Source organism: Streptomyces sp. bgisy100 (genome assembly GCF_057709105.1).
On sequence record NZ_JBYITE010000031.1, the window covers coordinates 1 to 22,533 of the forward strand.

15 protein-coding genes and 1 pseudogene are annotated in these 22,533 nt (G+C 73.0%); 10 read left to right on the plus strand and 6 right to left on the minus strand.

Annotation, left to right across the window (positions count from 1 at the left end; translation table 11 throughout):
• The 6 genes and pseudogenes from AC3EQ1_RS20490 to argF all read left to right on the plus strand — a co-directional run.
• A pseudogene (locus AC3EQ1_RS20490) lies at window positions 1-422 on the plus strand (3' terminal RNA ribose 2'-O-methyltransferase Hen1); the annotation flags it as partial.
• Entirely contained in the window at window positions 419-3,250 is a 2,832-nt protein-coding gene (locus tag AC3EQ1_RS20495) for a polynucleotide kinase-phosphatase (RefSeq protein WP_432095794.1), read from the plus strand. The pseudogene AC3EQ1_RS20490 and the gene AC3EQ1_RS20495, both read left to right, overlap by 4 nt.
• A 289-nt stretch (window positions 3,251-3,539) precedes the next feature.
• Window positions 3,540-4,088, plus strand: a complete 549-nt coding sequence (locus tag AC3EQ1_RS20500) for a PadR family transcriptional regulator (protein ID WP_432095795.1) — start codon at window positions 3,540-3,542, stop codon at window positions 4,086-4,088.
• Between the two features lie 47 nt (window positions 4,089-4,135).
• Entirely contained in the window at window positions 4,136-5,857 is a 1,722-nt protein-coding gene (locus AC3EQ1_RS20505; RefSeq protein ID WP_432095796.1) for an acyl-CoA dehydrogenase family protein, read from the plus strand.
• A gap of 80 nt (window positions 5,858-5,937) precedes the next feature.
• Window positions 5,938-7,164 (plus strand): arginine deiminase, encoded by a 1,227-nt coding sequence (locus tag AC3EQ1_RS20510; RefSeq protein WP_388856757.1) that lies wholly within the window; start codon window positions 5,938-5,940, stop codon window positions 7,162-7,164.
• Between the two features lie 188 nt (window positions 7,165-7,352).
• Window positions 7,353-8,360 carry an ornithine carbamoyltransferase gene (gene argF, locus AC3EQ1_RS20515; protein ID WP_432095797.1) on the plus strand — a complete coding sequence of 336 codons (1,008 nt, stop codon included), beginning with the start codon at window positions 7,353-7,355 and terminating at the stop codon, window positions 8,358-8,360.
• A 241-nt stretch (window positions 8,361-8,601) separates the two neighbouring features.
• Here argF and AC3EQ1_RS20520 read toward each other — a convergent pair whose 3' ends face one another.
• The gene (locus AC3EQ1_RS20520; protein ID WP_432095798.1) at window positions 8,602-9,024 is read right to left on the minus strand and encodes an ATP-binding protein; all 423 of its coding nucleotides are present in this window, start codon (window positions 9,022-9,024) and stop codon (window positions 8,602-8,604) included.
• Window positions 9,025-9,368: 344 nt separating this feature from the next.
• Here AC3EQ1_RS20520 and AC3EQ1_RS20525 point away from each other — a divergent pair, with 344 nt between their 5' ends.
• Both AC3EQ1_RS20525 and AC3EQ1_RS20530 read left to right on the plus strand, forming a co-directional pair.
• Window positions 9,369-10,196, plus strand: coding sequence for an enoyl-CoA hydratase family protein (locus tag AC3EQ1_RS20525; protein ID WP_432095799.1), 828 nt, complete (start codon window positions 9,369-9,371; stop codon window positions 10,194-10,196).
• 32 nt (window positions 10,197-10,228) lie between these two features.
• The gene (locus AC3EQ1_RS20530) at window positions 10,229-12,655 is read left to right on the plus strand and encodes an oxidoreductase (RefSeq protein WP_432095846.1); all 2,427 of its coding nucleotides are present in this window, start codon (window positions 10,229-10,231) and stop codon (window positions 12,653-12,655) included.
• A 75-nt stretch (window positions 12,656-12,730) separates the two neighbouring features.
• Here AC3EQ1_RS20530 and AC3EQ1_RS20535 read toward each other — a convergent pair whose 3' ends face one another.
• Both AC3EQ1_RS20535 and AC3EQ1_RS20540 read right to left on the minus strand, forming a co-directional pair.
• A complete protein-coding gene (locus tag AC3EQ1_RS20535) occupies window positions 12,731-13,564 on the minus strand; it encodes a PaaX family transcriptional regulator (protein WP_432095800.1) in 834 nt (277 codons plus the stop codon).
• Between the two features lie 9 nt (window positions 13,565-13,573).
• Window positions 13,574-15,451, minus strand: a complete 1,878-nt coding sequence (locus AC3EQ1_RS20540; protein ID WP_432095801.1) for an AMP-binding protein — start codon at window positions 15,449-15,451, stop codon at window positions 13,574-13,576.
• Between the two features lie 119 nt (window positions 15,452-15,570).
• Between AC3EQ1_RS20540 and AC3EQ1_RS20545 the strand changes: the two genes are divergently transcribed.
• The gene (locus AC3EQ1_RS20545) at window positions 15,571-16,701 is read left to right on the plus strand and encodes an acyl-CoA dehydrogenase family protein (protein ID WP_432095802.1); all 1,131 of its coding nucleotides are present in this window, start codon (window positions 15,571-15,573) and stop codon (window positions 16,699-16,701) included.
• Window positions 16,698-17,225, plus strand: coding sequence for a RidA family protein (locus AC3EQ1_RS20550; protein WP_432095803.1), 528 nt, complete (start codon window positions 16,698-16,700; stop codon window positions 17,223-17,225). Before AC3EQ1_RS20545 ends, AC3EQ1_RS20550 begins: the two co-directional genes overlap by 4 nt.
• Window positions 17,226-17,554: 329 nt before the next feature.
• On the opposite strand, the gene AC3EQ1_RS20555 is transcribed toward AC3EQ1_RS20550, so the two are convergent.
• The 3 genes from AC3EQ1_RS20555 to AC3EQ1_RS20565 form a co-directional block, all read right to left on the minus strand.
• Complete coding sequence (locus AC3EQ1_RS20555) at window positions 17,555-19,207, minus strand: LCP family protein (protein ID WP_432095804.1); 1,653 nt, start codon at window positions 19,205-19,207, stop codon at window positions 17,555-17,557.
• A gap of 297 nt (window positions 19,208-19,504) precedes the next feature.
• Window positions 19,505-21,586 carry a bifunctional polysaccharide deacetylase/glycosyltransferase family 2 protein gene (locus AC3EQ1_RS20560; protein ID WP_432095805.1) on the minus strand — a complete coding sequence of 694 codons (2,082 nt, stop codon included), beginning with the start codon at window positions 21,584-21,586 and terminating at the stop codon, window positions 19,505-19,507.
• A 44-nt stretch (window positions 21,587-21,630) separates the two neighbouring features.
• A complete protein-coding gene (locus tag AC3EQ1_RS20565) occupies window positions 21,631-21,960 on the minus strand; it encodes a hypothetical protein (RefSeq protein WP_432095806.1) in 330 nt (109 codons plus the stop codon).
• Window positions 21,961-22,533: the final 573 nt, after the last annotated feature.

The window sequence follows — 22,533 nt, forward strand, 5'->3', positions numbered from 1 at the left end:
TGCTCCAGGGCTCCCTGGCCTACTCCGACAGCCGTCTCAAGGGGTACGACGCTGCCGTGCTCAGCGAGGTCATCGAGCATGTGGACCTGCCGCGGCTGCCGGCGCTGGAGTACGCCGTGTTCGGGTCCGCCCGGCCCACGACGGTCGTGGTGACCACGCCGAACGTCGAGTACAACGTCCGCTGGGACACCCTTCCCGCCGGGCGGGTGCGCCACCCCGACCACCGCTTCGAGTGGACCCGGGCGCAGTTCCGGTCCTGGGCCGGGGACGTGGCCGGACGGCACGGCTACGGCGTCGAGTTCCGGCCGGTGGGACCGGAGGACCCGGAGGTCGGCCCGCCGACCCAGATGGCGGTCTTCCACGCGGGTGGGACAGGGGAGCAGAGCGTGAGCGGGACGTCCGGGAAAGGGGCGGCAGCATGACGAACGAGTACGGTGCCCCGGCTCCCGGCCAGGACAGCCCCCTGACGGAGGCGTCCCGCCGGCCCCCCACGGACGGCCGGCCCGTCGCGGAGAGCCGGCCCCCCACGGAGGGCCGGTCCCTCACGGTCCCCGACCTGTCGCTCGTGGTCCTGGTGGGAACCACCGGATCGGGCAAGTCCACCTTCGCCCGCCGCCACTTCCTGCCCACCCAGGTCGTCTCCTCCGACGTCTGCCGCGGGCTGGTCTCCGACGACGAGCACGACCAGAGTGCGACCCCGGACGCTTTCGACGTCCTCGGCTACATCGCCGGCAAGCGGCTGGCCGCCGGCCGGCTGACGGTGGTGGATGCCACCAACGTCCAGGCCGAGTCCCGGCGCCACCTGGTGAAACTCGCCCGCGAGCACGACGTTCTGCCGGTGGCGATCGTCCTCGACGTACCGGAGCGGGTCTGCGCCGAGCGGAACGCCGCCCGTCCCGACCGTGCGGACGTCCCCGCCCATGTCATCCCGCGGCAGCGCCGCGAGCTGCGCCGTTCACTGAAGTCCCTGGCGCGCGAGGGATTCCGCACGGTGCATGTGCTGCGCGGCACGGACGAGGTGGACGCCGCCTCGGTCCGGCTGGAGCGCCGCTACAACGATCTGCGGCACCTCACCGGCCCGTTCGACATCATCGGCGACATCCACGGCTGCCGGTCCGAGCTGGAGACCCTGCTCGGCTCGCTGGGCTACGTCCTCGAACGCGACGCCGACGGGCGCCCGGTCGGCGCCGCCCACCCGGCGGGCCGTACCGCGGTCTTCGTGGGTGACCTCGTCGACCGCGGGCCGGACAGTCCGGGCGTGCTGCGCCTGGTCATGGGCATGGTCGCCGCCGGCACCGCGCTCTGCGTCCCCGGCAATCACGAGAACAAGCTCGGCCGCCACCTCAAGGGCCGCACGGTGCAGCACACCCACGGTCTGGCCGAGACCGTCGAGCAGCTGGCGAAGGAGGAGGCCGCCGATCCCGCCTTCCGCACCCGGGTGGCGGAGTTCATCGAGTCGCTGGTCAGCCACTACGTCCTGGACGGGGGCAGGCTCGTCGTCTGCCACGCCGGGCTGCCCGAGAAGTACCACGGCCGCACCTCCGGCCGGGTCCGCTCGCACGCGCTCTACGGGGACACCACCGGCGAGACGGACGAGTTCGGCCTGCCCGTCCGCTACCCGTGGGCCGAGGACTACCGGGGCCGGGCCGCCGTCGTGTACGGCCACACCCCCACCCCGCGTGCCTCCTGGCTCAACAACACCATCTGCCTCGACACCGGTTGTGTCTTCGGCGGCCGGATGACCGCCCTGCGCTGGCCCGAGCGGGAGCTGGTGGACGTCCCGGCCGAGCGGGTCTGGTACGCGCCGGCCAAGCCCCTCGCCACGCGGGCCCCGGGCGGCGCCGACGGGCGTCCGCTGGACCTCGCGGACGTCTCCGGGCGCCGCGTCGTGGAGACCCGGCACGCGGGCCGGGTGTCGGTCAAGGAGGAGAACGCCGCGGCGGCGCTGGAGGTCATGAGCCGGTTCGCCACCGACCCCCGGCTCCTGATGTACCTCCCGCCGACCATGGCGCCCTGTGCCACCTCGCAGGAGGAGGGGTATCTGGAGCACCCGGCGGAGGCGTTCGCCGCCTACCGCGCCGACGGCGTGCGGGAGGTGGTGTGCGAGGAGAAGCACATGGGCTCCCGGGCGATGGTCCTGGTGTGCCGGGACGAGAAGGTCGCGCGGGAGCGGTTCGAGGCCCCGGACGGGGCGTCGGGCGCGCTGTACACCCGCACCGGAAGGCCGTTCTTCGAGGACGCCGCGACGACCGAGCGGATCCTGGCCCGGCTGCGGACCTGCGTCGACAGGGCGGGCATCTGGGCGGAACTGGACACCGACTGGATGCTGTTCGACGCCGAGCTGATGCCCTGGTCGCTGAAGGCCGTCGGGCTGCTGCGCAACCAGTACGCGGCGGTCGGCGCGGCCTCCCGCGCGGTCTTCCCCGGAGCCCTCGCGGCCCTGGAGTCGGCCGCCGCACGCGGCCTGGACGTCTCCGGGCTGCTGGACCACCAGCGGGAACGGGCCGCGGACGCCGCCGCGTTCACCGACGCCTACCGCCGCTACTGCTGGCCGGTCGGGGCCGCGGCGCGCGGCCGGAAGGACGGGGCGGAGCGGGCGCCGGACGGCACCACCACGGTCCCGCGGAGGGCGGACGGCCTCGACGGCATCCGGCTGGCGCCCTTCCAGATCCTGGCGGTCCGGGGCCGCAGCCTCGCCGCGCTCCCGCACCTCGACCAGCTCGCGCTGATCGACCGTCTCATCGAGGCGGAGGGCGGCACGGACGGCAGCGCTCCCGGCGTCCCCGACGGCAGCGGCACCATGGACCGCGGCCACTCCCACCCGGAACCGGCAGCCGGCCTGTTGGCGCCCACCCGCCGGCTCGTCGTCGACACCGGGGACGCGGCCTCGGTGGCCGCCGGTGTCCAGTGGTGGCTGGACCTGACGGCCGCGGGCGGGGAAGGGATGGTCGTGAAGCCGGCCCGGGCCCTGGTCCGCGGGGAGAACGGGCGGCTCGTCCAGCCCGGCGTCAAGTGCCGGGGCCGGGAGTACCTGCGGATCATCTACGGCCCCGAGTACACCCGGCCGGAGAACCTGGAGCGGCTGCGGGTCCGGCACCTCGGCCACAAGCGGTCGCTGGCCCTGCGCGAGTACGCCCTCGGGCTGGAGGCCCTGGACCGGCTGGCGGCCGACGAGCCGCTGTGGCGGGTCCACGAGGCGGTGTTCGCGGTGCTGGCCCTGGAGTCGGAACCGGTCGATCCGCGCCTCTGAGCCGTCAAGACGTGTCCTCCGGGGCGCGGTGGCGGCGCTGAGCAGGCTCCGTTCCGTCCGTGCCCGACGGCGGCCCGGAGCGCCGCGGCCCGGAAGCGGCCCCCTCCCGGGCGCCCCCACGCCTCCACCTCAGCCGGAACAGCGGAGCCCCGACCTGATCCTGATCAGGTCGGGGCTCCGCTGTTCCGGCTGAGGCCGCGAGCCCCCTCCCCACCATCGGAGTGAGCCGTGTCTCATCCGGACCAGGCCCTCTTGTCTATGCAACAAGTTGCATAGCAGGGTGTGGGCCATGGCCCTTGAGCACGCGATCCTCGTCTCCCTGCTGGAGCAGCCGGGGTCCGGCTACGAGCTGGCCCGGCGGTTCGACCGGTCCATCGGGCACTTCTGGACCGCGACCCACCAGCAGATCTACCGCGTCCTCAAGCGCATGGAGGGCGACGGCTGGATCGACGTCCACGAGGTGGCCCAGGAGGGGCGCCCGGACAAGAAGACCTACTCCGTCGCCGCCCCGGGCCGGGCCGCGCTCTCGGACTGGCTGCACGAACCCGTCGAGCCCGAGAGCGTCCGCCACGACCTGGCGGTGAAGATCCGCGGCGCGGCCTTCGACGACCCGGCCGCGCTGATCGCCGAGGTGGAGCGCCACCGGAAGGCGCACGCCGACCGGCTCGACCGCTACCTCGCGGGGGAGCGGCGGGACTTCCCGGATCCCGGCGCGCTCGACACCGGCCAGGAGCTCCAGCACGTGGTGCTGCGCGGCGGCATCGAGTACGAGCGGATGACCCTCGCCTGGCTCGACGACGTCCTCGCCACCCTGCGCCGCCTCGGCGACCCGCACTGACCCGACCTCTCCCCGTCCGAACCCTCTTCCAGGAAGGTGTCCCGCACATGGCGGACCAGCTGCTGTTCAACCCGCGCACCTACGACCCCGCCCACTTCGACCCCGAGACGCGCCGGCTGCTCCGCGCCACCGTCGACTGGTTCGAGGCCCGGGGCAAGCGGCAGCTCATCGAGGACTACCGGTCCCGGGCCTGGCTCGAGGACTTCCTCGCGTTCTCCGGGAAGGAGGGGCTGTTCGCGACCTTCCTGACCCCGTCCGCCGAGGCGGGCGACAACGGCGACAAGCGCTGGGACACCTCGCGGATCGCCGCCCTCAACGAGATATTCGGCTTCTACGGCCTCGACTACTGGTACGCCTGGCAGGTCACCATTCTCGGCCTCGGGCCGGTCTGGCAGAGCGACAACGCCGCGGTCCGGGCCCGCGCCGCGGAACTCCTCCAGCAGGGCGAGGTGTTCGCGTTCGGCCTGTCCGAGAAGGCGCACGGCGCCGACATCTACAGCACCGACATGGTGCTCACCCCGGATGCCGAGGGCGGGTTCCACGCGACCGGCTCCAAGTACTACATCGGCAACGGCAACGCGGCCGGCCTGGTCTCGGTCTTCGGCCGCCGCTCCGACATCGAGGGCCCCGAGGGCTACGTCTTCTTCGCCGCGGACAGCCGGCACCCCGACTACCACCTGGTCAAGAACGTCGTCGACTCCTCGAAGTACGTCAGCGAGTTCCGGCTGGAGCGGTACCCGGTGCGGGCCGAGGACGTGCTGCACACCGGCCGTGCCGCGTTCGACGCCGCGCTGAACACCGTCAACGTCGGCAAGTTCAACCTCTGCACCGGCGCCGTCGGCATCTGCGAGCACGCGATGTACGAGGCCGTCACCCACGCCCACAACCGGATCCTCTACGGCCGCCGGGTCACCGACTTCGCCCATGTGCGCCGTGAGCTGACCGACGCCTACGCCCGCCTGGTCGGCATGAAGCTGTTCAGCGACCGTGCCGTGGACTACTTCCGCAGCGCCGGTCCCGAGGACCGCCGTTACCTCCTCTTCAACCCGATGACGAAGATGAAGGTGACCACCGAGGGCGAGAAGGTCATCGACCTGCTCTGGGACGTCATCGCGGCCAAGGGCTTCGAGAAGGACACCTACTTCTCGCAGGCGGCCACCGAGATCCGCGGCCTGCCCAAGCTGGAGGGCACGGTCCACGTCAACCTGGCCCTGATCCTGAAGTTCATGGGGAACTACCTCCTCAACCCGGCCGAGTACGCGCCGGTGCCGACCCGGCGCGACGACGCCGACGACACCTTCCTGTTCCGCCAGGGCGCGGCGCGCGGCCTGGGCTCCATCCAGTTCCACGACTGGCGCACCGCCTACGACGCCCACGCGGACCTGCCCAACGTCGCCCGGCTGCGGGAGCAGGCGGACGCGCTGTGCACCCTGGTCACCACCGCCGCGCCGGACGCCGAGCAGGCCAAGGACCTCGACCTGCTGCTCGCGATCGGCCAGCTCTTCGCGCTGGTCGTGCACGGCCAGCTGATCCTGGAGCAGGCCGAGCTCACCGGCCTGGACCGCGACGTCCTGGACGAGCTCTTCGGCATCCTCGTCCGTGACTTCTCGGCGTACGCCGTCGAGCTGCACGGCAAGGACTCGGCGACCGAGGCCCAGCAGCAGTGGGCGCTCGGCGCGGTCCGCCGCCCGGTCACCGACACCGAGCGCACCGCACGCGTCTGGGCACAGGTCGAGGCGCTGTCCGACGCCTACGAGATGCGGCCATGAGCCGGTGAAGTCCAGCCCTTGAGCCCGTGAAATCGGGCTCGGCAGGCGCGCGGGCCGCCCGTCTCGGCCAGGATGGAGCCATGGCGTTCCATGTGGATTCCGAGGCCGGGCGGCTCCGCCGCGTCATCCTGCACCGCCCCGACCTGGAACTGAAGCGGCTCACTCCCAGCAACAAGGACGCGCTGCTCTTCGACGATCTGTTGTGGGTGCGCAGGGCGCGGCAGGAGCACGACGGCTTCGCGGACGTGCTGCGGGATCTGGGCATCGAGGTGCACCTCTTCGGCGACCTGCTCGCCGAGACCCTGGAGGTCCCGGAGGCGCACAGGATGATCCTGGACCGGGTCTTCCAGGAGAAGGAGTACGGCCCGCTCGCCACCGAGCACCTGCGGGCCGCCTTCGACGAACTGCCGATCCCCGACCTGGTGGAGGCGCTCGTCGGCGGCATGACGAAGCGGGAGTTCCTGGAGCGGCACGCGGAGCCGGTCTCCGTCCGCTTCCACGTCATGGACCTGGACGACTTCCTCCTCGCCCCGCTCCCCAACCACCTCTTCACCCGCGACACCTCGGCCTGGGTGTACGACGGGGTCTCGATCAACGCCATGCGCTGGCCCGCGCGGCAGCGCGAGACGATGCACTTCGAGGCGATCTACCGGCACCACCCGCTGTTCACCCAGTCCGGCGCCTTCCACGTCTGGTCCGAGGGGCAGAGCGCCTACCCGTCGACCATCGAGGGCGGCGACGTGCTCGTCATCGGCAACGGCGCGGTGCTGATCGGCATGAGCGAGCGGACCACCCCGCAGGCGGTGGAGATGCTGGCGCGCGGCCTGTTCGCGGCGGGCTCGGCGACGACCATCGTGGCGCTCGACATGCCCAAGGCGCGCGCCTTCATGCACCTGGACACGGTGATGACGATGGTCGACGGGGACACCTTCACCCAGTACGCGGGGCTGGGCGAGCTCCGCTCGTACACCATCGAGCCCGGGTCCGGGGAGCGGGAGCTCAAGGTCACCGACCATCCGCCGGAGCACATGCACCGGGCGATCGCCGCCGCGCTCGGCCTGGACGGCATCCGGGTGCTCACCGCCACCCAGGACGTGCACTCGGCGGAGCGGGAGCAGTGGGACGACGGCTGCAACGTGCTCGCCGTGGAGCCGGGCGTGGTGGTCGCCTACGAGCGGAACGCCACCACCAACACCTTCCTCCGCAAGCGCGGCATCGAGGTCATCACCATCCCCGGGAGCGAGCTGGGCCGGGGCCGGGGCGGGCCGCGCTGCATGAGCTGCCCGGTCGAGCGGGATCCCGTGTAGCGCCGGGTCCCGGGGACTGCCGGACGCCCGCGCCGGTGGTGGGGCACTCCGGGGAGCGCGGAGGATGGGGTTCCGCGGGCGGGCCGCGGAAACGGGTGCCCCGTATAGAGATGCAAGGTGTCGTATATACTTCCAGTATTCGATCTCCTGATCCCTCACCGACCGATCCGTGACCGAGGAGCCCCACCATGGCGACAGACCTCTCGGGCCGCCACTTCCTCAAGGAGCTGGACCTCACCGCCGAGGAGTTCCGGCACCTCGTCGAGCTCGCGGCCCGGCTGAAGGCCGCCAAGCGGGCGGGGGCCGAGGAGCCGCGGCTGCGCGGCCGGAACATCGCCCTGATCTTCGAGAAGACCTCGACCCGGACCCGCTGCGCCTTCGAGGTCGCGGCGGCCGACCAGGGCGCCTCCACCACGTATCTCGACCCGTCGGGCTCGCAGATCGGGCACAAGGAGTCGGTGCGGGACACCGCCCGGGTGCTGGGCCGGATGTTCGACGGCATCGAGTACCGCGGGCACGGCCAGGAGGTCGTCGAGGAGCTGGCGGCGGCGGCCGGTGTGCCGGTCTTCAACGGTCTGACGGACGAGTGGCACCCCACCCAGATGCTGGCCGACGTGCTCACCATGACCGAGCACAGCGACCGGCCCCTGACGGAGATCGCCTTCGCCTACCTCGGCGACGCCCGCTACAACATGGGCAACTCCTACCTCGTCACCGGCGCGCTGCTCGGCATGGACGTGCGGATCGTCGCGCCGAAGTCGCTCTGGCCCGCCGAGGACGTGATCGCCCGCGCCCGTGAGCTGGCGGCGGAGAGCGGCGCCCGGGTGACCCTCACCGAGGACGTGGCCGAGGGCGTGCGGGGCGCGGACTTCGTCACCACCGACGTCTGGGTGTCCATGGGGGAGCCCAAGGAGGTCTGGGACGAGCGGATCGAACTGCTCACCCCGTACGCCGTGACCATGGACGTGCTGCGGGCCACCGGCCGGCCCGACGTGAAGTTCCTGCACTGCCTGCCGGCCTTCCACGACCTGGGCACCGCGGTCGGCCGCGAGATATACGAGCGGCACGGGCTGACCTCGCTGGAGGTCACGGACGAGGTGTTCGAATCGGAGCACTCCGTCGTCTTCGACGAGGCGGAGAACCGGATGCACACCATCAAGGCCGTCCTCGTCGCCACCCTCGCCGGGCCCGAGTAGCGGGCGGACGGGGGAGGGCGCGGGCCCGGCGGGGCAGCCTGGCGCCCGGCCCGCCGGCCGTCGGCCGACCGCGCCGGGGCCGTGGACATGCGGCCGCGGGCGGAGGCGGTGCGGGTGCGGCCGTGGGCTCGGGCGGGTCGACGTGCGACCGCGGGCCCGGGGCGGGTCGACATCCGGGCCCTGGGCGGGGTCGACGCGCGGGCGCGGGCGGCCCGGGCGGTGGGCGCACGGCCGCCGTGGGTCAGCGCGGCTCGCCCGGCGGGTGCAGCGTGAACCAGACCGCCTTCCCCCGCGGGGTCGCGCGGTAGCCCGCGCGCGAGCTGAGCGCGCGGATCAGCACCAGGCCGCGCCCCCGCTCCGCCAGGGCGTGCGGATCCGACTCCGGGTTCTTCAGGTCCCCGGGCGGGGCCGGGTTGCGGTCGTGCACCTCGATCCGGCAGCCCCCGGTCAGCAGCTCCACCACCAGGACGACCGACTGGTCGCCGGGGGTGTGCTGGATGGCGTTGGTCACCAGCTCGGCCGTGAGGAGCTCCGCGGTGTCGCGGTCGGCCGGTTCGTCCAGCTCCGCCAGGGCGTCGCGGACCAGGGATCGGGCCATCGGCACGGCCTCGGCGGTGTGGGGCAGCTCGAACTGCCAGAAGGTCGGGGAGTCGGCGTCAGGCACGAAGGGTTCCGGTCGGTAGGGGGATGGGCTCTCTGCGACGTTCCACCGTAGGGACGGGTGCCCATGGCCCGGCAGGGGTCGCCGGACCGCCCTGCGCGGGACCGAGGTCCCGAATCGGACGGGCCTTCCGCCCCGGGGCGGGCACGCTCCGCTCTCGCCGGGCCCTCTCCGCCCCGCCCTCGCCCGGGCCCTCTCCGCCCCGCTCAGCGGTGGCCCCCGGTTCCCCGGGCCCGGTTCACCCGGGGCCGCCCGCTGTCTTATGTCGTACTCATGACGACAGTCACACATCGGTGATAGCTTCGCAGGGCAGGTACCAGCCGCCCGGCTGAAGGAGGCCGTACTCCATGAGTCCGTTCACCGGTTCCGCCCGGACGACCGATCAGTGGCGGCATCTCCGCCTCACCCGGGACGGCGGCGTCGCCACGGTCACCCTGGCCCGCCCCGAGAAGCTCAACGCCCTGACCTTCGGCGCCTACGCCGACCTGCGCGATCTGATCGCGGAACTCGCCCGCGACGGCTCCGTACGGGCCCTGGTGCTCGGCGGCGAGGGGCGCGGATTCTGCTCCGGCGGCGACGTCGACGAGATCATCGGCGCCACCCTCGCCATGGACACCGGGGAGCTGCTGGACTTCAACCGGATGACCGGCCAGGTCGTCCGGGCGCTGCGCGAGTGCCCCTTCCCGGTGATCGCCGCGGTGCACGGCGTCGCCGCGGGCGCGGGCGCCGTCCTCGCGCTGGCGGCCGACTTCCGGGTCGCCGACCCGTCGGCCCGCTTCGCGTTCCTCTTCACCAAGGTGGGGCTCTCCGGCGGGGACATGGGCGCGGCCTATCTGCTGCCCCGCGTCGTCGGCCTCGGGCACGCCACCCGGCTGCTGATGCTCGGCGAGCCGGTGCGTGCCCCGGAGGCCGAGCGCATCGGCCTGATCAGCACACTCGCCGAGGAGGGCCAGGCGGGAGCGGAGGCCGCCGCGCTGGCCCGCCGGCTCGCCGAGGGGCCGGCCCTCGCCCACGCCCAGACCAAGGCACTGCTCACCGCCGAGCTCGACATGCCGCTCGCCGCCGCCGTCGAGATGGACGCGGCCACCCAGGCGCTGCTGATGAACAGCGCCGACTACGCCGAGTTCCACGCCGCCTTCAGCGAGAAGCGGCAGCCCAAGTGGCAGGGCAGGTAGCCGTGCCGGGGCGGAGCGCCGCGGCCGGGCCGCTGCGGGTCGCGGTCGTCGGCGGCGGGCCCGGCGGCCTCTACGCGGCGGCCCTGCTGAAACGCCTCGACCCTGCCCGGGAGATCACCGTCTGGGAGCGCAACGCCCCCGACGACACCTTCGGCTTCGGCGTCGTCCTCTCCGACGAGACCCTCGGCGGTATCGAGCACGCCGACCCCCAGGTCTTCCGGGAGCTCCGGAACGCCTTCGTCCGCTGGGACGACATCGACGTCGTCCACCGCGGCCGCACCCTCACCTCCGGCGGCCACGGCTTCGCGGCCCTCGGCCGCCGTACCCTCCTCGCCGTGCTGCACGCACGCTGCCGGGAGCTCGGCGTCCGGCTGCGCTTTCGCGCCGAGGCACCGCCGCACGCCGAACTCGTCCGCGACCACGACCTGGTGATCGCCGCGGACGGCGTGCACAGCGCCACCCGGGACGCCCTGGCCGGCGCCTTCCGGCCACGGATCGTCCGGCACCGCTGCCGCTACATCTGGCTCGCCGCCGACTTCGCCTTCGACGCCTTCCGCTTCGAGATCGCGGAGACCGAACACGGGGTGATGCAGCTCCACGGCTACCCCTACTCCCGCTCCTCACAGGGGCCCTCCGGGCCGCGGCACCCCGCTGCGTCACCCGGCCACCACCCCTCACCGCATGCGCAGCCCCCGGACGCACCCCCTGCGCCCTCGGAGCCCACGGCCGGCGCGCCCGGTGCCAGCACGGTCATCATCGAGATGCGCGAGGAGGTCTGGCGCCGTGCCGGTCTGGACCGGTGCGGGGAGGCGGAGTCCGCCGAGCGGTGCGCGAAGATCTTCTCCGACGCGCTCGGCGGCCGGGGGCTGCGCGGCAACCGGTCCACCTGGATCTCCTTCGCCACCGTCACCAACGAGCGCTGGAGCCACGGCCGTACGGTCCTGCTCGGCGACGCCGCCCACACCGCGCACTTCTCCATCGGCTCCGGCACCAAGCTCGCCGTCGAGGACGCCCTCGCGCTCGCCGCCTGCCTCCGGGAACACCCGGCGCTGTCCGACGCGCTCGCCGCCTACGAGGCCGAGCGCCGCCCCGTCGTGGAGTCCACCCAGCGGGCGGCCCGTGCCAGCCTGGAGTGGTTCGAGGAGCTGGACACCGTGCTCGGCCAGCCACCGCGCCAGTTCGCCTTCAACCTGCTCACCCGCAGCCGCCGCATCACCCATGACAATCTGCGGCTGCGCGACCCGGAGTTCGTCACCGCGGTCGAACGCGACGTGCTGCCGGACACCGCACCCGCCGACACCGGAGCGTCCGCCACCCCGCCGATGTTCACCCCGTTCCGGCTGCGCGGACTCACCCTGCGCAACCGGGTCGTGGTCTCCCCGATGGACATGTACTCCACCGAGGACGGCACCCCCGGCGACTTCCACCTGATGCACCTGGGCTCCCGCGCCCTGGGCGGCGCCGGGCTGGTGATGACCGAGATGGTCTGCGTCGCCCCGGAGGGCCGGATCACCCCCGGGTGCGCCGGGCTCTGGACCGCCGGACACGAAGCCGCCTGGCGGCGGATCACCGACTTCGTCCACCGGCAGTCACCCGGCGCGGCGGTCGGAGTGCAGCTCGGCCACGCGGGGCGCAAGGGCTCCACCCGGCTGATGTGGGAGGGCATCGACCAGCCGCTGCCGCACGGCAACTGGCCCCTGGTCGCGGCCTCCCCGCTGCCGTACCGGGCCGGCGTGAACCAGGTGCCGCGGCAGCTCGACGCCGCCGGGCTCGCCGGGATCCGCGAGCAGTTCACCGACGCGGCCCGGCGCGCCGCCCGCGCCGGCTTCGACCTCCTCGAACTGCACTGCGCCCACGGCTATCTGCTCTCCGGCTTCCTGTCGCCGCTCACCAACCGGCGCACCGACGGTTACGGGGGCGACCTGGCGGGACGGCTGCGCTACCCCCTGGAAGTCTTCGACGCGGTACGGGAGGTGTGGCCGGACGACCGTCCGATGACCGTGCGGATATCCGCCACCGACTGGGCCGCGGGCGGCACCACCGCCGACGACGCCGTGGAGATCGCCCGCGCCTTCCACGCCCACGGCGCCGACGCGCTCGACGTCTCCACCGGCCAGGTCGTCCCCGACGAGCGCCCGGAGTACGGCCGCTCCTACCAGACGCCGTACGCCGACCGGATCCGCAACGTCCTCGGCGTGCCGGTCATCGCGGTCGGCGCCATCTCCTCCTGGGACGACGTCAACTCCCTGGTGCTGGCGGGCCGTGCCGACCTGTGCGCGCTGGCCCGGCCGCACCTCTACGACCCGCACTGGACGCTGCACGCCGCCGCGGACCAGGGCTACAGCGGCCCCGGAGCGCCCTGGCCGCTGCCCTACGCCGCGGGCAGCCGCAAACCCCCGACCGGCCGGACCGACGCCCCGAAGCCACGCCTGACGCTGGACGCCCCGACGGCCGGCTGACGGCTGACGGCTGACGGGGGAACTCACCCGGGCCCGCACGGGCACCGTCGGGTCCGTCGGGTGCCCCGGACGGATTCAGCCCGCCGCCAGCACCCCGCGCACATGGTCGGCCGCCGCCTCGCGCAGCCGGGTGTGGAGGGCCGCGAACACCTCGGCGCTCCGTCCGCCCGGCCAGTCCGGCGGCAGCAGTGCCGCCGGCAGGCCCGGGTCGGCGTAGGGCACCCGGCGCCAGGAGTCCAGCGCCAGGAGGTGGTCCCGGTAGGCCTCGGCCGGGTCGCCGGCGGCCCGACCGGACCAGCGCCGCAGCACCGGCTCGTGGGTCCGGAGGAAGTCCCGGTGCAGCTCGGCCGTCGCGTCCAGGTCCCACCACCGCGCCACCGAGCGCGCGGTCGGCTCGAACCCGGTATGCGTCCCGGTGAACAGGTCCACGTACGGGGCGAGTTCCAGCCGCTCCAGCGTGTGCCGGGCTTCCTCCAGCAGGTGCGCGGGGGCGATCCACACCCCGGGGGCGGCGGTGCCGAAGCCCAGCCGCGCCAGCCGGGAGCGCAGCAGATGCCGCTTGTGGCGCTCCTGCTCGGGCACGGAGAAGACGGCCAGCACCCAGCCGTCGTCGAGGCGGGCGGGCGGCCGGTCGTAGATGCGCCGGTCGCCGTCGTCGAGGAGTTGCCGGGCGTCGTCGGAGAGCACGTAGCCGGCCGCGCCGCTCTCCGCCCGGGCCGGCCGTAGCAGCCCGCGGCGCTTCAGCCGGGAGACCGCCGAGCGCACCGAGGGCGGGTCCACGTCCACCGCGCCCAGCAGCCGGATCAGCGCCGCGATCGGCACCGGGCGCCCGCCGCCGGGACCGTTCCCGCGCCCGTGTGCGCCGTAGAAGGTGACGATCAGGGACCGCGGTGTGTGCTGCTCTGCCACGGGGTCACTCTAGATCGCCGCCGCCCCGGTCGCGCTGCCGTCCGCGCCCCCGCTGCCGTCCGCGCCCCTGCTTCCCTCTCCGTGCCCGTCCGGAGCGTCCGCGCCCCCGTTCTCGCCCCCGAGCCCGTTCGGTGCGTCCGCCGCCTGTTCGTCCCCGTGCTGCCCGCCCGAAGCGTCCGCCGCCTGTTCGCCCCCGCGCCCCCTCGGAGTGCCGTCCGCCCCGCCGCCCCCGCTCCCGGCCAGGTCGACGGGCGGCGCCTCGGCCCCGCCCGGGCCGCGGAGCCGGAACCGTTGCAGCTTCCCGGTCGGTGTCCTGGGCAGCGCGTCCAGGAAGACGATCTCCCGGGGGCATTTGTACGGCGCTATCTCGGACTTGACGAACTGCCGCAGGGCCTCGGTCGCCGCCGTGTCCCGGCGCGCCCCGTCCCGCAGCACGGTGTACGCCACCACCACCTGCCCCCGCCGTTCGTCGGGGCGCCCCACCACCGCGGCCTCCAGGACGTCGGGGTGGCGCAGCAGGGCGTCCTCGACCTCGGGGCCCGCTATGTTGTACCCGGCCGAAATGATCATGTCGTCGGCGCGGGCGACGTAGCGGAACCAGCCGTCGGGCTCCCGGACATAGGTGTCACCGGTGACGTTCCAGCCGCCGCGGACGTAACTGCGCTGCCGCTCGTCCGCGAGATAGCGGCAGCCGGTGGGCCCGCGCACGGCCAGCAACCCCGGTTCGCCGTCCGGTACCGGCCATCCGTCCGGCCCGATCACGCGCGCCTCGTAACCCGGAACCGGAATCCCGGTGGTGCCGGGCCGGATCGCCTCGTCGGCGGCGGAGATGAAGATGTGCAGGAGTTCGGTGGCCCCGATGCCGTTGATGATGCGCAGCCCGGTCCGGCGCCGCCAGGCGTTCCAGGTGGCTGAGGGCAGGTTCTCCCCGGCCGAGACGCAGCGGCGCAGTGAGCTCACGTCGAGCCCCGGCCGTGCGTCGAGTTCCTCCAGCATCACCCGGTACGCGGTCGGCGCGGTGAACAGTACGGACACCCGGTGCCGGCCGATCGCGGGCAGCAACTGCCGCGGTCCGGCCTGTTCCAGCAGCAGGGCGGAGGCGCCCGCGCGCAGCGGGAAGACGACCAGCCCGCCGAGGCCGAAGGTGAAGCCGAGCGGCGGGCTGCCCGTGAACAGGTCGTCGGGCCGCGGGCGCAGCACGTGCTCCGAGAAGGTGTCGGCGATGGCCAGCACGTCGCGGTGGAAGTGCAGGCACCCCTTGGGGCGGCCGGTGGTGCCGGAGGTGAAGGCGATCAGCGCCACGTCGTCCGCGGAGGTCGCGACCGCCCGGTAGCCGGTGGGCGCGGCGGCGGCGCGGGTCCGGAGGTCGTCGGGGCCGTCGCCGCCGTAGGTGGTGATCCGCAGGTCCGGCACCTCGGCCTTCGCGAGGTCGTCCACGGAGCGGATGTCGCACAGGGCGTGCCGGATCCGCGCCGTCGCGCAGATGCCCGCCAGCTCCAGGGGGCGTTGCGCGGCGAGCACGGTCACGGCCACGGCTCCCGCCTTCATCACCGCGAGCCAGCAGGCCGCCAGCCAGGGGGTGGTGGGGCCGCGCAGCAGCACCCGGTTCCCGGGCACCACGCCCAGCTCGGCCGTCAGGACATGGGCGATCCGGTCCGTGCGCTCCTGCAGTTCGCCGTAGGACCAGACGGCGCCGGTGCCGTCGACGAAGGCGGGGCGGTCCGGGCCGAACCGCTCCACGGTGCGGTCCAGCAGCTCCGTACCGCAGTTGAGCCGGTCGGGGTAGCACAGCCCGGGCAGGCCGAACGACAGCTCCGGCCACTGGTCCGGCGGCGGCAGGCGGTCGCGGGTGAACGTGTCCACGTGGGCCGATGGCTTGAGCTCCATGGCGGTGCGCCCCCTTGCGCCGGTCCGGGAATCGGGGTGGTTCCGGCCGTGCGGTTGCTGAACGAGCGTAACGTGATAGTGACGACAGTCAACGGTCCGCGATAAGAGAGGGGCTGTCCGTGCCCGCATTCGCGCTGGAACCGGAGCAGGAGAAGTGGTGCGACCAGGTACGGGAGCTCGCCGCCGGGCGCTTGCGCGCCCTGGCCGCCGTGGGCGAACCGGGCCTGATCAACCGGCCGTTGGTCACCGCACTCGGCGACGCGGGGCTGCTCGGCCGGGTCTTCCCGGTGGCGGGGGAGGCCGGGGTGTCCGCCCTCGACCTCTGTCTGCTCCGGGAGTCCCTGGCCCGGGAGTGCACCGAGGCGGAGACCGCGCTCGCCCTCCAGGGCCTCGGCGCCTACCCCGTGGTCCAGTCCGGCACCCGGGCGCAGCGGGAGGAGTGGCTTCCGGAGGTGGTGGCGGGCCGGGCGGTCCCCGCCTTCGCGCTCAGCGAGCCGGACGCCGGCTCGGACGCGGCCGCCCTGGCGCTGAGCGCCGAGGCCGACGGACCGGGCCGCTGGCGGCTCAGCGGGGAGAAGTGCTGGATCTCCAACGCCCCGCACGCCGACTTCTACTCGGTGTTCGCCCGGACCGGTCAGGACCGCGGCGCCCGCGGCATCACGGCGTTCCTCGTCCCCGCCGGGCGGCCGGGGCTGTCCGGCGAACCGCTCGCATTGCTCAGCCCGCACCCCATCGGCACCGTCGTGTTCGACGGCGTGCCCGTCACCGCGGCCGATCTGCTGGGCGAGCCCGGTGCGGGCTTCGGGGTCGCCATGCGCACGCTCAACCTCTTCCGGCCGAGCGTCGGCGCGTTCGCGGTGGGCATGGCGCAGGCGGCACTCGACGCCGCCCTGGCGCACGCCGCCCGGCGCACGGCTTTCGGCGGCCCCCTCAAGGACCTCCAGTCGGTCTCCCACCAACTGGCCGAGATGGCCACCCGCACCGAGGCCGCCCGGCTGCTGGTGCACGCCGCGGCGGCGGCGTACGACCGGGGCGCCCCGGACATCGCCAAACGGGCCGCCATGGCGAAGCTGCTGGCCACCGAGACCGCCCAGTGCGTCGTGGACGCCGCAGTCCAGATCCACGGCGCCCGCGCCCTGCAACGGGGCCACCTCCTGGAGCACCTCTACCGCGAGGTCCGCGCACCGCGGATCTACGAGGGGGCCACCGAGGTCCAGCGCACCATCGTCGCGAAGGAGCTGTACCGATGAACGAGTCGCAACGGGCCGCGAACGAGACGCCCGGTGACGAGCGTGCCGAAGGCGCGGAGAGCAGCGGCGGTGCGGAGAGCACCGACGGCCGGGGGAGTGCCGACGGCCGGGGGAGTGCCGCCGCCCCGGCCGGCCTCCGGCGGATCAACCCGCCGGAGCTCTCGCCCCCCACGGGCTTCAGCCACGCCGTGACGGCCACCGGCGGGCGGCTGGTCCTGCTGGCCGGGCAGACCGCCCTGGACGGGAACGGCGCCGTGGCCGGCGACACGCTCCCCGCCCAGTTCGAGACGGCGCTGTCCAACCTCCTCACCGCCCTGCGCGCGGCGGGCGGCGGCCCCGAGCACCTGGCCCGGGTCACGGTCTACGCCACGGACGTCGCCGACTACCGCGCGCACGCCCGCGAACTCGGCAGGATCTGGCGCAAGCTGGCGGGCCGCGACTACCCGGCGATGGCGGTGATCGGCGCGGTCCGGCTCTGGGACGAACAGGCGCTGGTCGAACTGGACGGGATCGCGGTGGTTTGAGGGGGCGGGGGCGAAGGGAGCGGGTGATCCGGGGCCGGCGCGAAGCCCCGGCCGTCGTCCTCGCCCGCCGCCTGCACCGGCTGTGTCACCGTCTCCCGCCACCGGCCGGGGTCCGAACGCAGAGCAGTGGCCGCCCCCTCGCCCGGAGGGGGCGGCCACTGCTCTGCGCCGTCTTCGTCGACCGGTCACCGGTGCCTTCGACGCGTCACCACCGTCCGGCGGACCGCATGACCGTCACTGCCACCCGACCGGAACCGCTGGGCCACTGTGACTGCCGTGCCACGGTGACTGCCGCGCAGGCGCCACTGCCGCGCGACCCCGCAGCCCGCTCACTTGTCCGTGACCGTCACCCGCCGGTCGTTGCGCAGTTCCGCGAAGAGCTGGTTCGCCTTGGCCTCGTCCCACTCCACCGCGCTGCCCTTGGAGGTGCGCAGGTTCGTGTTGGAGACCGGGACGTTGATCTTCGTGCCCTGGCCGCCCGAGACGCTCTTCAGGCCCTTGAAGATGGCCGTGAGGTTCCACAGCCGGGTGTCCTTGTCCACGATGAGTGTGCCGAGCCCCGCGTCCATCGCGTCGTAGAGCTTGGGCGGGTCGAGCATGGTCTCGGTGTTTCCGGCCTTCTTGGCCAGCGCGGCCAGGAACTTCTGCTGGTTCTTGGCCCGGCCCAGGTCGCCCTCGGCCTCCTGGTGGCGCTGGCGGACGAAGGCGAGCGCCTCGGTGCCGTGCAGGGTCTGGCAGCCCTTCTTCAGGTCCGCGCCGGACTTCTCGTCCTTGATGGCCCGGTCGAGGCACACGTTCACGCCGCCGACCGCGTCGACGATGTTGACGAAGCCCGCGAACCCGATCTCCGCGTAGTGGTCGATCCGCAGTCCGGTGTTGTTCTCGATGGTCCGGACCAGCAGTTCGGGGCCGCCCAGCGAGAACGCGGCGTTGAGCTTGTTCTTCGCCGGGCGGAGGTGCTTGCCGGTCTCGGGACGGACGAACCCCGGCAGGGTCACCCAGGAGTCACGCGGCAGGCTGACCATCGTCGTCCGCCCCTTGGGGCTGGTGTGCAGCACCATCATCGAGTCGGTGCGGCGGCCCTCACCCGTGCCGGTGTGCAGGTCCTTCTTGGCCTGCGCGGTGAGCCCGTCCCGGCTGTCGGAGCCCACGATGAGGTAGTTGGTGCCCTTGCCCGCCGCGGGCCTGCTGCCGTACTTGTCCAGGTCCACGTCGTGGTTGAGCTTCCCCTCCCCCCAGGCGTACGCGCCGCCCGGGCTCAGGAGCAGCGCCGCGGCGAGGATCAGCAGCATCCGCTTCCTCCGGCGGGGCCGCTTCGCGCCGGACCCGGCGCTACCGCGCCGCCCCGGCCCGTCCCCGTCCGCGGCGCTCCGGTCGCCGCCGAACCGGGCCGGCGGGGTGCGCCGGACCGCCGCGCGCGGCAGCTCGTCCTGCGCCGGCAGCAGTGCCTCTCCGCCCACCGCCGGCAGCGTCGACGTCTCCTGGGCGTGCAGCGGAGGGTCCTGCTGGGGGGTGAGAGGGGCCTGCTGGGCGGTGTGCGGCAGGGGGTCTCCTTGGGGCGGCAGCAGGTGGCCGCCCTGAGCGTGCGGCAGGTCGCCCCCCGGCGTCGGCACGGGGTGGTCCCCGTACGCCGCTGCCGGCGTCACCTGCCCCGGCAGTAGCGGGTCCCCGGGCACCCCCGGGTGCGGCGCCGCGCCGTAAGCGGGCCCCGTCCCGTAGCCGGGCGCTGTGCCGTAATCCGGCACGCCGTAATCGGACGCCGCGCCGTAGTCGGGCGCCGCGGCGTAACCAGGCGTGCCGTAATCGGGCCCCATGGCGTAATCGGGCGCCGCGGCGTAGTGAGGCCCGGTGCCGTATTCCGGCACCGCGCCGTATTCCGGCGCGTAGCCGTCCTGTCGCCACAGCTGCCCCGTGACATGCGCCGGCTCCGTAAAACCGCCGCTTCGGGTCTCGTCGGTCCAGTTGTCCGGCCAGTCGTTCATGACGTGAAAGTCTGCACGGTTACCGGGCGTCCTCGCCAAGCGGTTCGGGCAACCGACCGAAAGAAGTGGAATTGTGCCACCCGGCAGAACGAGACGAATCGCCAGTATCCCCGGACGCTGCGCAGAAGGTGAATTCCCGCAGGACAAGCACTTTTTACCGTCGACCGCATCCCAAGCGGGGTGGGCCGCCCGGGTGTTTCCCGGTGGAGGACGTACGAAAACCCGGGCCGGGGGACGAACCCCCGACCCGGGCGGACGGTCGTGCGAAGGCGGTCCCGGCAGAACGGAACCACGCATTCATTTCAACTGCACCGGCTTGCGCGCGGGTTCGCTGAGCACCTGCTGGCCCGCCGTGCCGGAACGCTGCATCCGGTGCCACTTCAGCCGGCTGCCGAGCAGCGCGGTGACCACGGACTGAATCGTCACCAGGTACATCAGCTGCCGGTAGACGAACAGCTGCAGCGGCATCACCCAGAGCGTCCGCAGCCGTTCGCCGTCCAGCTTCAGCGCATAGCCGGCGCCGAGCATCTGGACGCTGAGGAAGCCGACCCAGATGAGGATCGACTGGGCCGAGTTCAGGAACAGCCCGCCGTACAGCGCGAAGACGTCCACGATCGGCGCGAACAGCGGCAGCAGGATCTGGAAGAACGCGAGATAGACCAGTCCGCGGCGGCCGAACCGCCCCGGCGGGCCCAGCTCCACCACGGCCCGGCGGTGCTTCCACATCGCCTGCAGGGTGCCGTAGCACCAGCGGTACCGCTGCCGCCACAGCTGGCCGAGCTTGCTGGGCACCTCGGTCCAGGCGATGGCCGACTCCTCGTAGACCACCCGCCAGCCCGCGCGCCACAGCGCCATCGTGAGGTCGGTGTCCTCGGCCAGGGTGTCCTCGCTGACCCCGCCGACGCCCATCAGCGCGTCCCGGCGGAAGGCGCCGATGGCCCCCGGGACCGTCGGCATGCACTCCAGCATCTCGAACATCCGGCGGTCGAGGTTGAAGCCGAAGCAGTACTCCAGGTGCTGCCACTTGCCGAGCAGCCGGCTCCGGTTGCCGACCCGGGTGTTGCCGCTGACCGCGCCGACGGCCGCGTGGGCGAGCGGCTGGATGAGCCGGTGGATGGCGTCCGGCTCGAAGACCGTGTCGGCGTCCACCATGACCACGATGTTGTGCCGGGTGTGGGCCAGGCCGGTGTTGAGCGCCGCGGCCTTGCCCGCGTTGGGCTGGCGGATCACCATCACCCGGTTGTCGGGAATGCTGCGGGCGATCTCCGCGGTCCGGTCCGAGGAGCCGTCGTCGATCACGAGGATCTGCAGCTGCTGGTGGGTGGAGTCCAGCAGGGACAGCACCGTTGCCTCGATCCCCGCCTCCTCGTTGTAGGCGGGCACCAGGACCGTCACCGGCTCGTTGACCTCCCGCAGCCAGGGCGCCCCGGGGCGGGCCCGGCCGATCCGCCGGACGTGGGCGCGGGCGAGGAGCAGCAGCAGGCCCAGCCGCAGCAGGGCCAGCGAGCCGCCGATGAGGAGGATCCAGCTCATGGCCCGGACGAAGGCGTGCCCCACGGTCTGCACCAGGAGCAGGGCCTTGCCCTCCCAGCGGCTCATGGTGGTCACCGGCTCGTTGGCGGTGGGGGAGCCGAGCCCCGCCGACACCGTGGTGAACTTCTTCGCCCGGGGGTCGCGGAGGAGCTTCTTCGTCTGCGAGTACGCGGTGTCGTTCTGGCTGAACTGCCGGACCAGGCCCTGCTGCGGCTTCCTGAGCGGCCCGTCGGCCGCGACCAGGACGTACCCCTCGGCGGCGGCCCGCCGCGCGGCCGTCCACTCGCCGCCGCACATGGTCTCCACCTGCGAGGTGAGCGGCAGCCGGACCATCTTGGTGTCGATCCCCGCGGAGCCCGCCAGCGCCGTCTGGGTGAGCGACAGCTCCAGCCGGGTGCGGGCGGCGCCCGCCTGGCCGAGGTCGGAGCCCGTGTAGGTGTTGGAGCCGATCTCGTGACCCTCCGCCAGGATCCGTCGCACCAGCGCCGGTTCCCGGGCCGCCTCGGCGCCGGAGAGGAAGAAGGTGGCGTGCGCCTTGTGGGCCCGCAGCAGGGCGAGCAGGCGCGGGGTCCACACCGGATCGGGGCCGCCGTCGTAGGTGAGCGCGACGGTGCCGGCGGGCATCGCCGTGGTCTGGATCCGGTCGCCCATGATGCTGAGCACCGGATCGCCGGTGTCCGCGGCCTTCGGTACGGGAGTGGTGCAGGGCTTCCGCGTCTGGACGGCCGCCACTTCGTGGGTGGTCCAGCCTTCGAAGATCAGAGCGGTGGCGACCGCGGAGATGACGATGATCATCAGCAGCCAGTGCGCGCGTGGATCACGACGCTGCGCGTGCCGGGGACTCAAGGGACTGTGCCTCCCTGGGCCGGTGGGGGGACGGGCCAGGGCAGCTAGGGCTGCCGTGGCGGGGGTTTGCGTGCTGCCGGGACCTTTGTGGGGGTGGTCCGGTACGACACCACGTCAGCCTGCGGTGCGGCGCCACGCACCGTGGAGGCGGGAGCCGGGGGCTTGAACGTCCTGGGCGACTGCGGATCCGGCTGCAGCACTCCGAAGAGTGTGGCGATCATCAGCAGGAGATATCCGGCGCAGGCGCACCCGACGGCCACGGCGGTCAGCCACAGGAGCCGTCTGCGAAGTCCGGAGGCGCCGACGAATATCTGTGCCTGCTGGCTCTTGCTGACTCCTTGCCGCTCGCTGCGGTTCCGGCCCCTATTTCCCATGGCGGGCGAGTCTAACCAGCCTCGAACAGTCGTGTGTCTGGATCGCCGACCTCCCCGGCCGTCCGGCCCACTGCCACTTGACCTGGGCGTTTCATCTGTGATTGGGCCTGTGCACGACAAGATCCCCTTCTGAACTGCGACGATGAAAAGAAGGGGGTTTCGTTCCGCACCTGACTCGGTGATCAGGATGGCCGGGGGCTCTCCGGATCTCCATGGCGTAGATCACTTCTCCGCCGACTCGACCTGCCCCGGAACGTGCGCCGGAACACGGAGTTGTCGCCACATGGCCGCCGGGTGACCGGTCGCTGAACTCCCGCCCGAATTCGGTGGAAAGTCGTTCCCGTGGCCCGTTCGGTCCGTGGTGGCGGGAACGGATGGATCGATCAGGAAAAAGGCCGGGTGTCGTATGTCCCGGGATGATTCGGTCTTGTCCCGCCAAGGGGTGCGTCAGGTGATTCCGGAAATCCGCGCCGGAATAGAGGTGATGTACGGATTCCAACGGCATGCACCTTATCGTGGGGCCGGTGTCGAACCTCCGCCCGCGGGAGGAATCGGACCTCCGCGTACGGGAGG

Excerpts from the sequence above, each read along its gene's own strand:
- AC3EQ1_RS20550 (WP_432095803.1), top strand. The coding sequence starts at position 16,698 with ATGAACGAGTCGCAACGGGCCGCGAACGAGACGCCCGGTGACGAGCGT.
- AC3EQ1_RS20565 (WP_432095806.1), bottom strand. The coding sequence starts at position 21,960 with ATGGGAAATAGGGGCCGGAACCGCAGCGAGCGGCAAGGAGTCAGCAAG.
- AC3EQ1_RS20555 (WP_432095804.1), bottom strand. The coding sequence starts at position 19,207 with ATGAACGACTGGCCGGACAACTGGACCGACGAGACCCGAAGCGGCGGT.
- AC3EQ1_RS20505 (WP_432095796.1), top strand. The coding sequence starts at position 4,136 with ATGGCGGACCAGCTGCTGTTCAACCCGCGCACCTACGACCCCGCCCAC.
- AC3EQ1_RS20540 (WP_432095801.1), bottom strand. The coding sequence starts at position 15,451 with ATGGAGCTCAAGCCATCGGCCCACGTGGACACGTTCACCCGCGACCGC.
- AC3EQ1_RS20495 (WP_432095794.1), top strand. The coding sequence starts at position 419 with ATGACGAACGAGTACGGTGCCCCGGCTCCCGGCCAGGACAGCCCCCTG.
- AC3EQ1_RS20500 (WP_432095795.1), top strand. The coding sequence starts at position 3,540 with ATGGCCCTTGAGCACGCGATCCTCGTCTCCCTGCTGGAGCAGCCGGGG.
- AC3EQ1_RS20510 (WP_388856757.1), top strand. The coding sequence starts at position 5,938 with ATGGCGTTCCATGTGGATTCCGAGGCCGGGCGGCTCCGCCGCGTCATC.
- AC3EQ1_RS20525 (WP_432095799.1), top strand. The coding sequence starts at position 9,369 with ATGAGTCCGTTCACCGGTTCCGCCCGGACGACCGATCAGTGGCGGCAT.
- argF (WP_432095797.1), top strand. The coding sequence starts at position 7,353 with ATGGCGACAGACCTCTCGGGCCGCCACTTCCTCAAGGAGCTGGACCTC.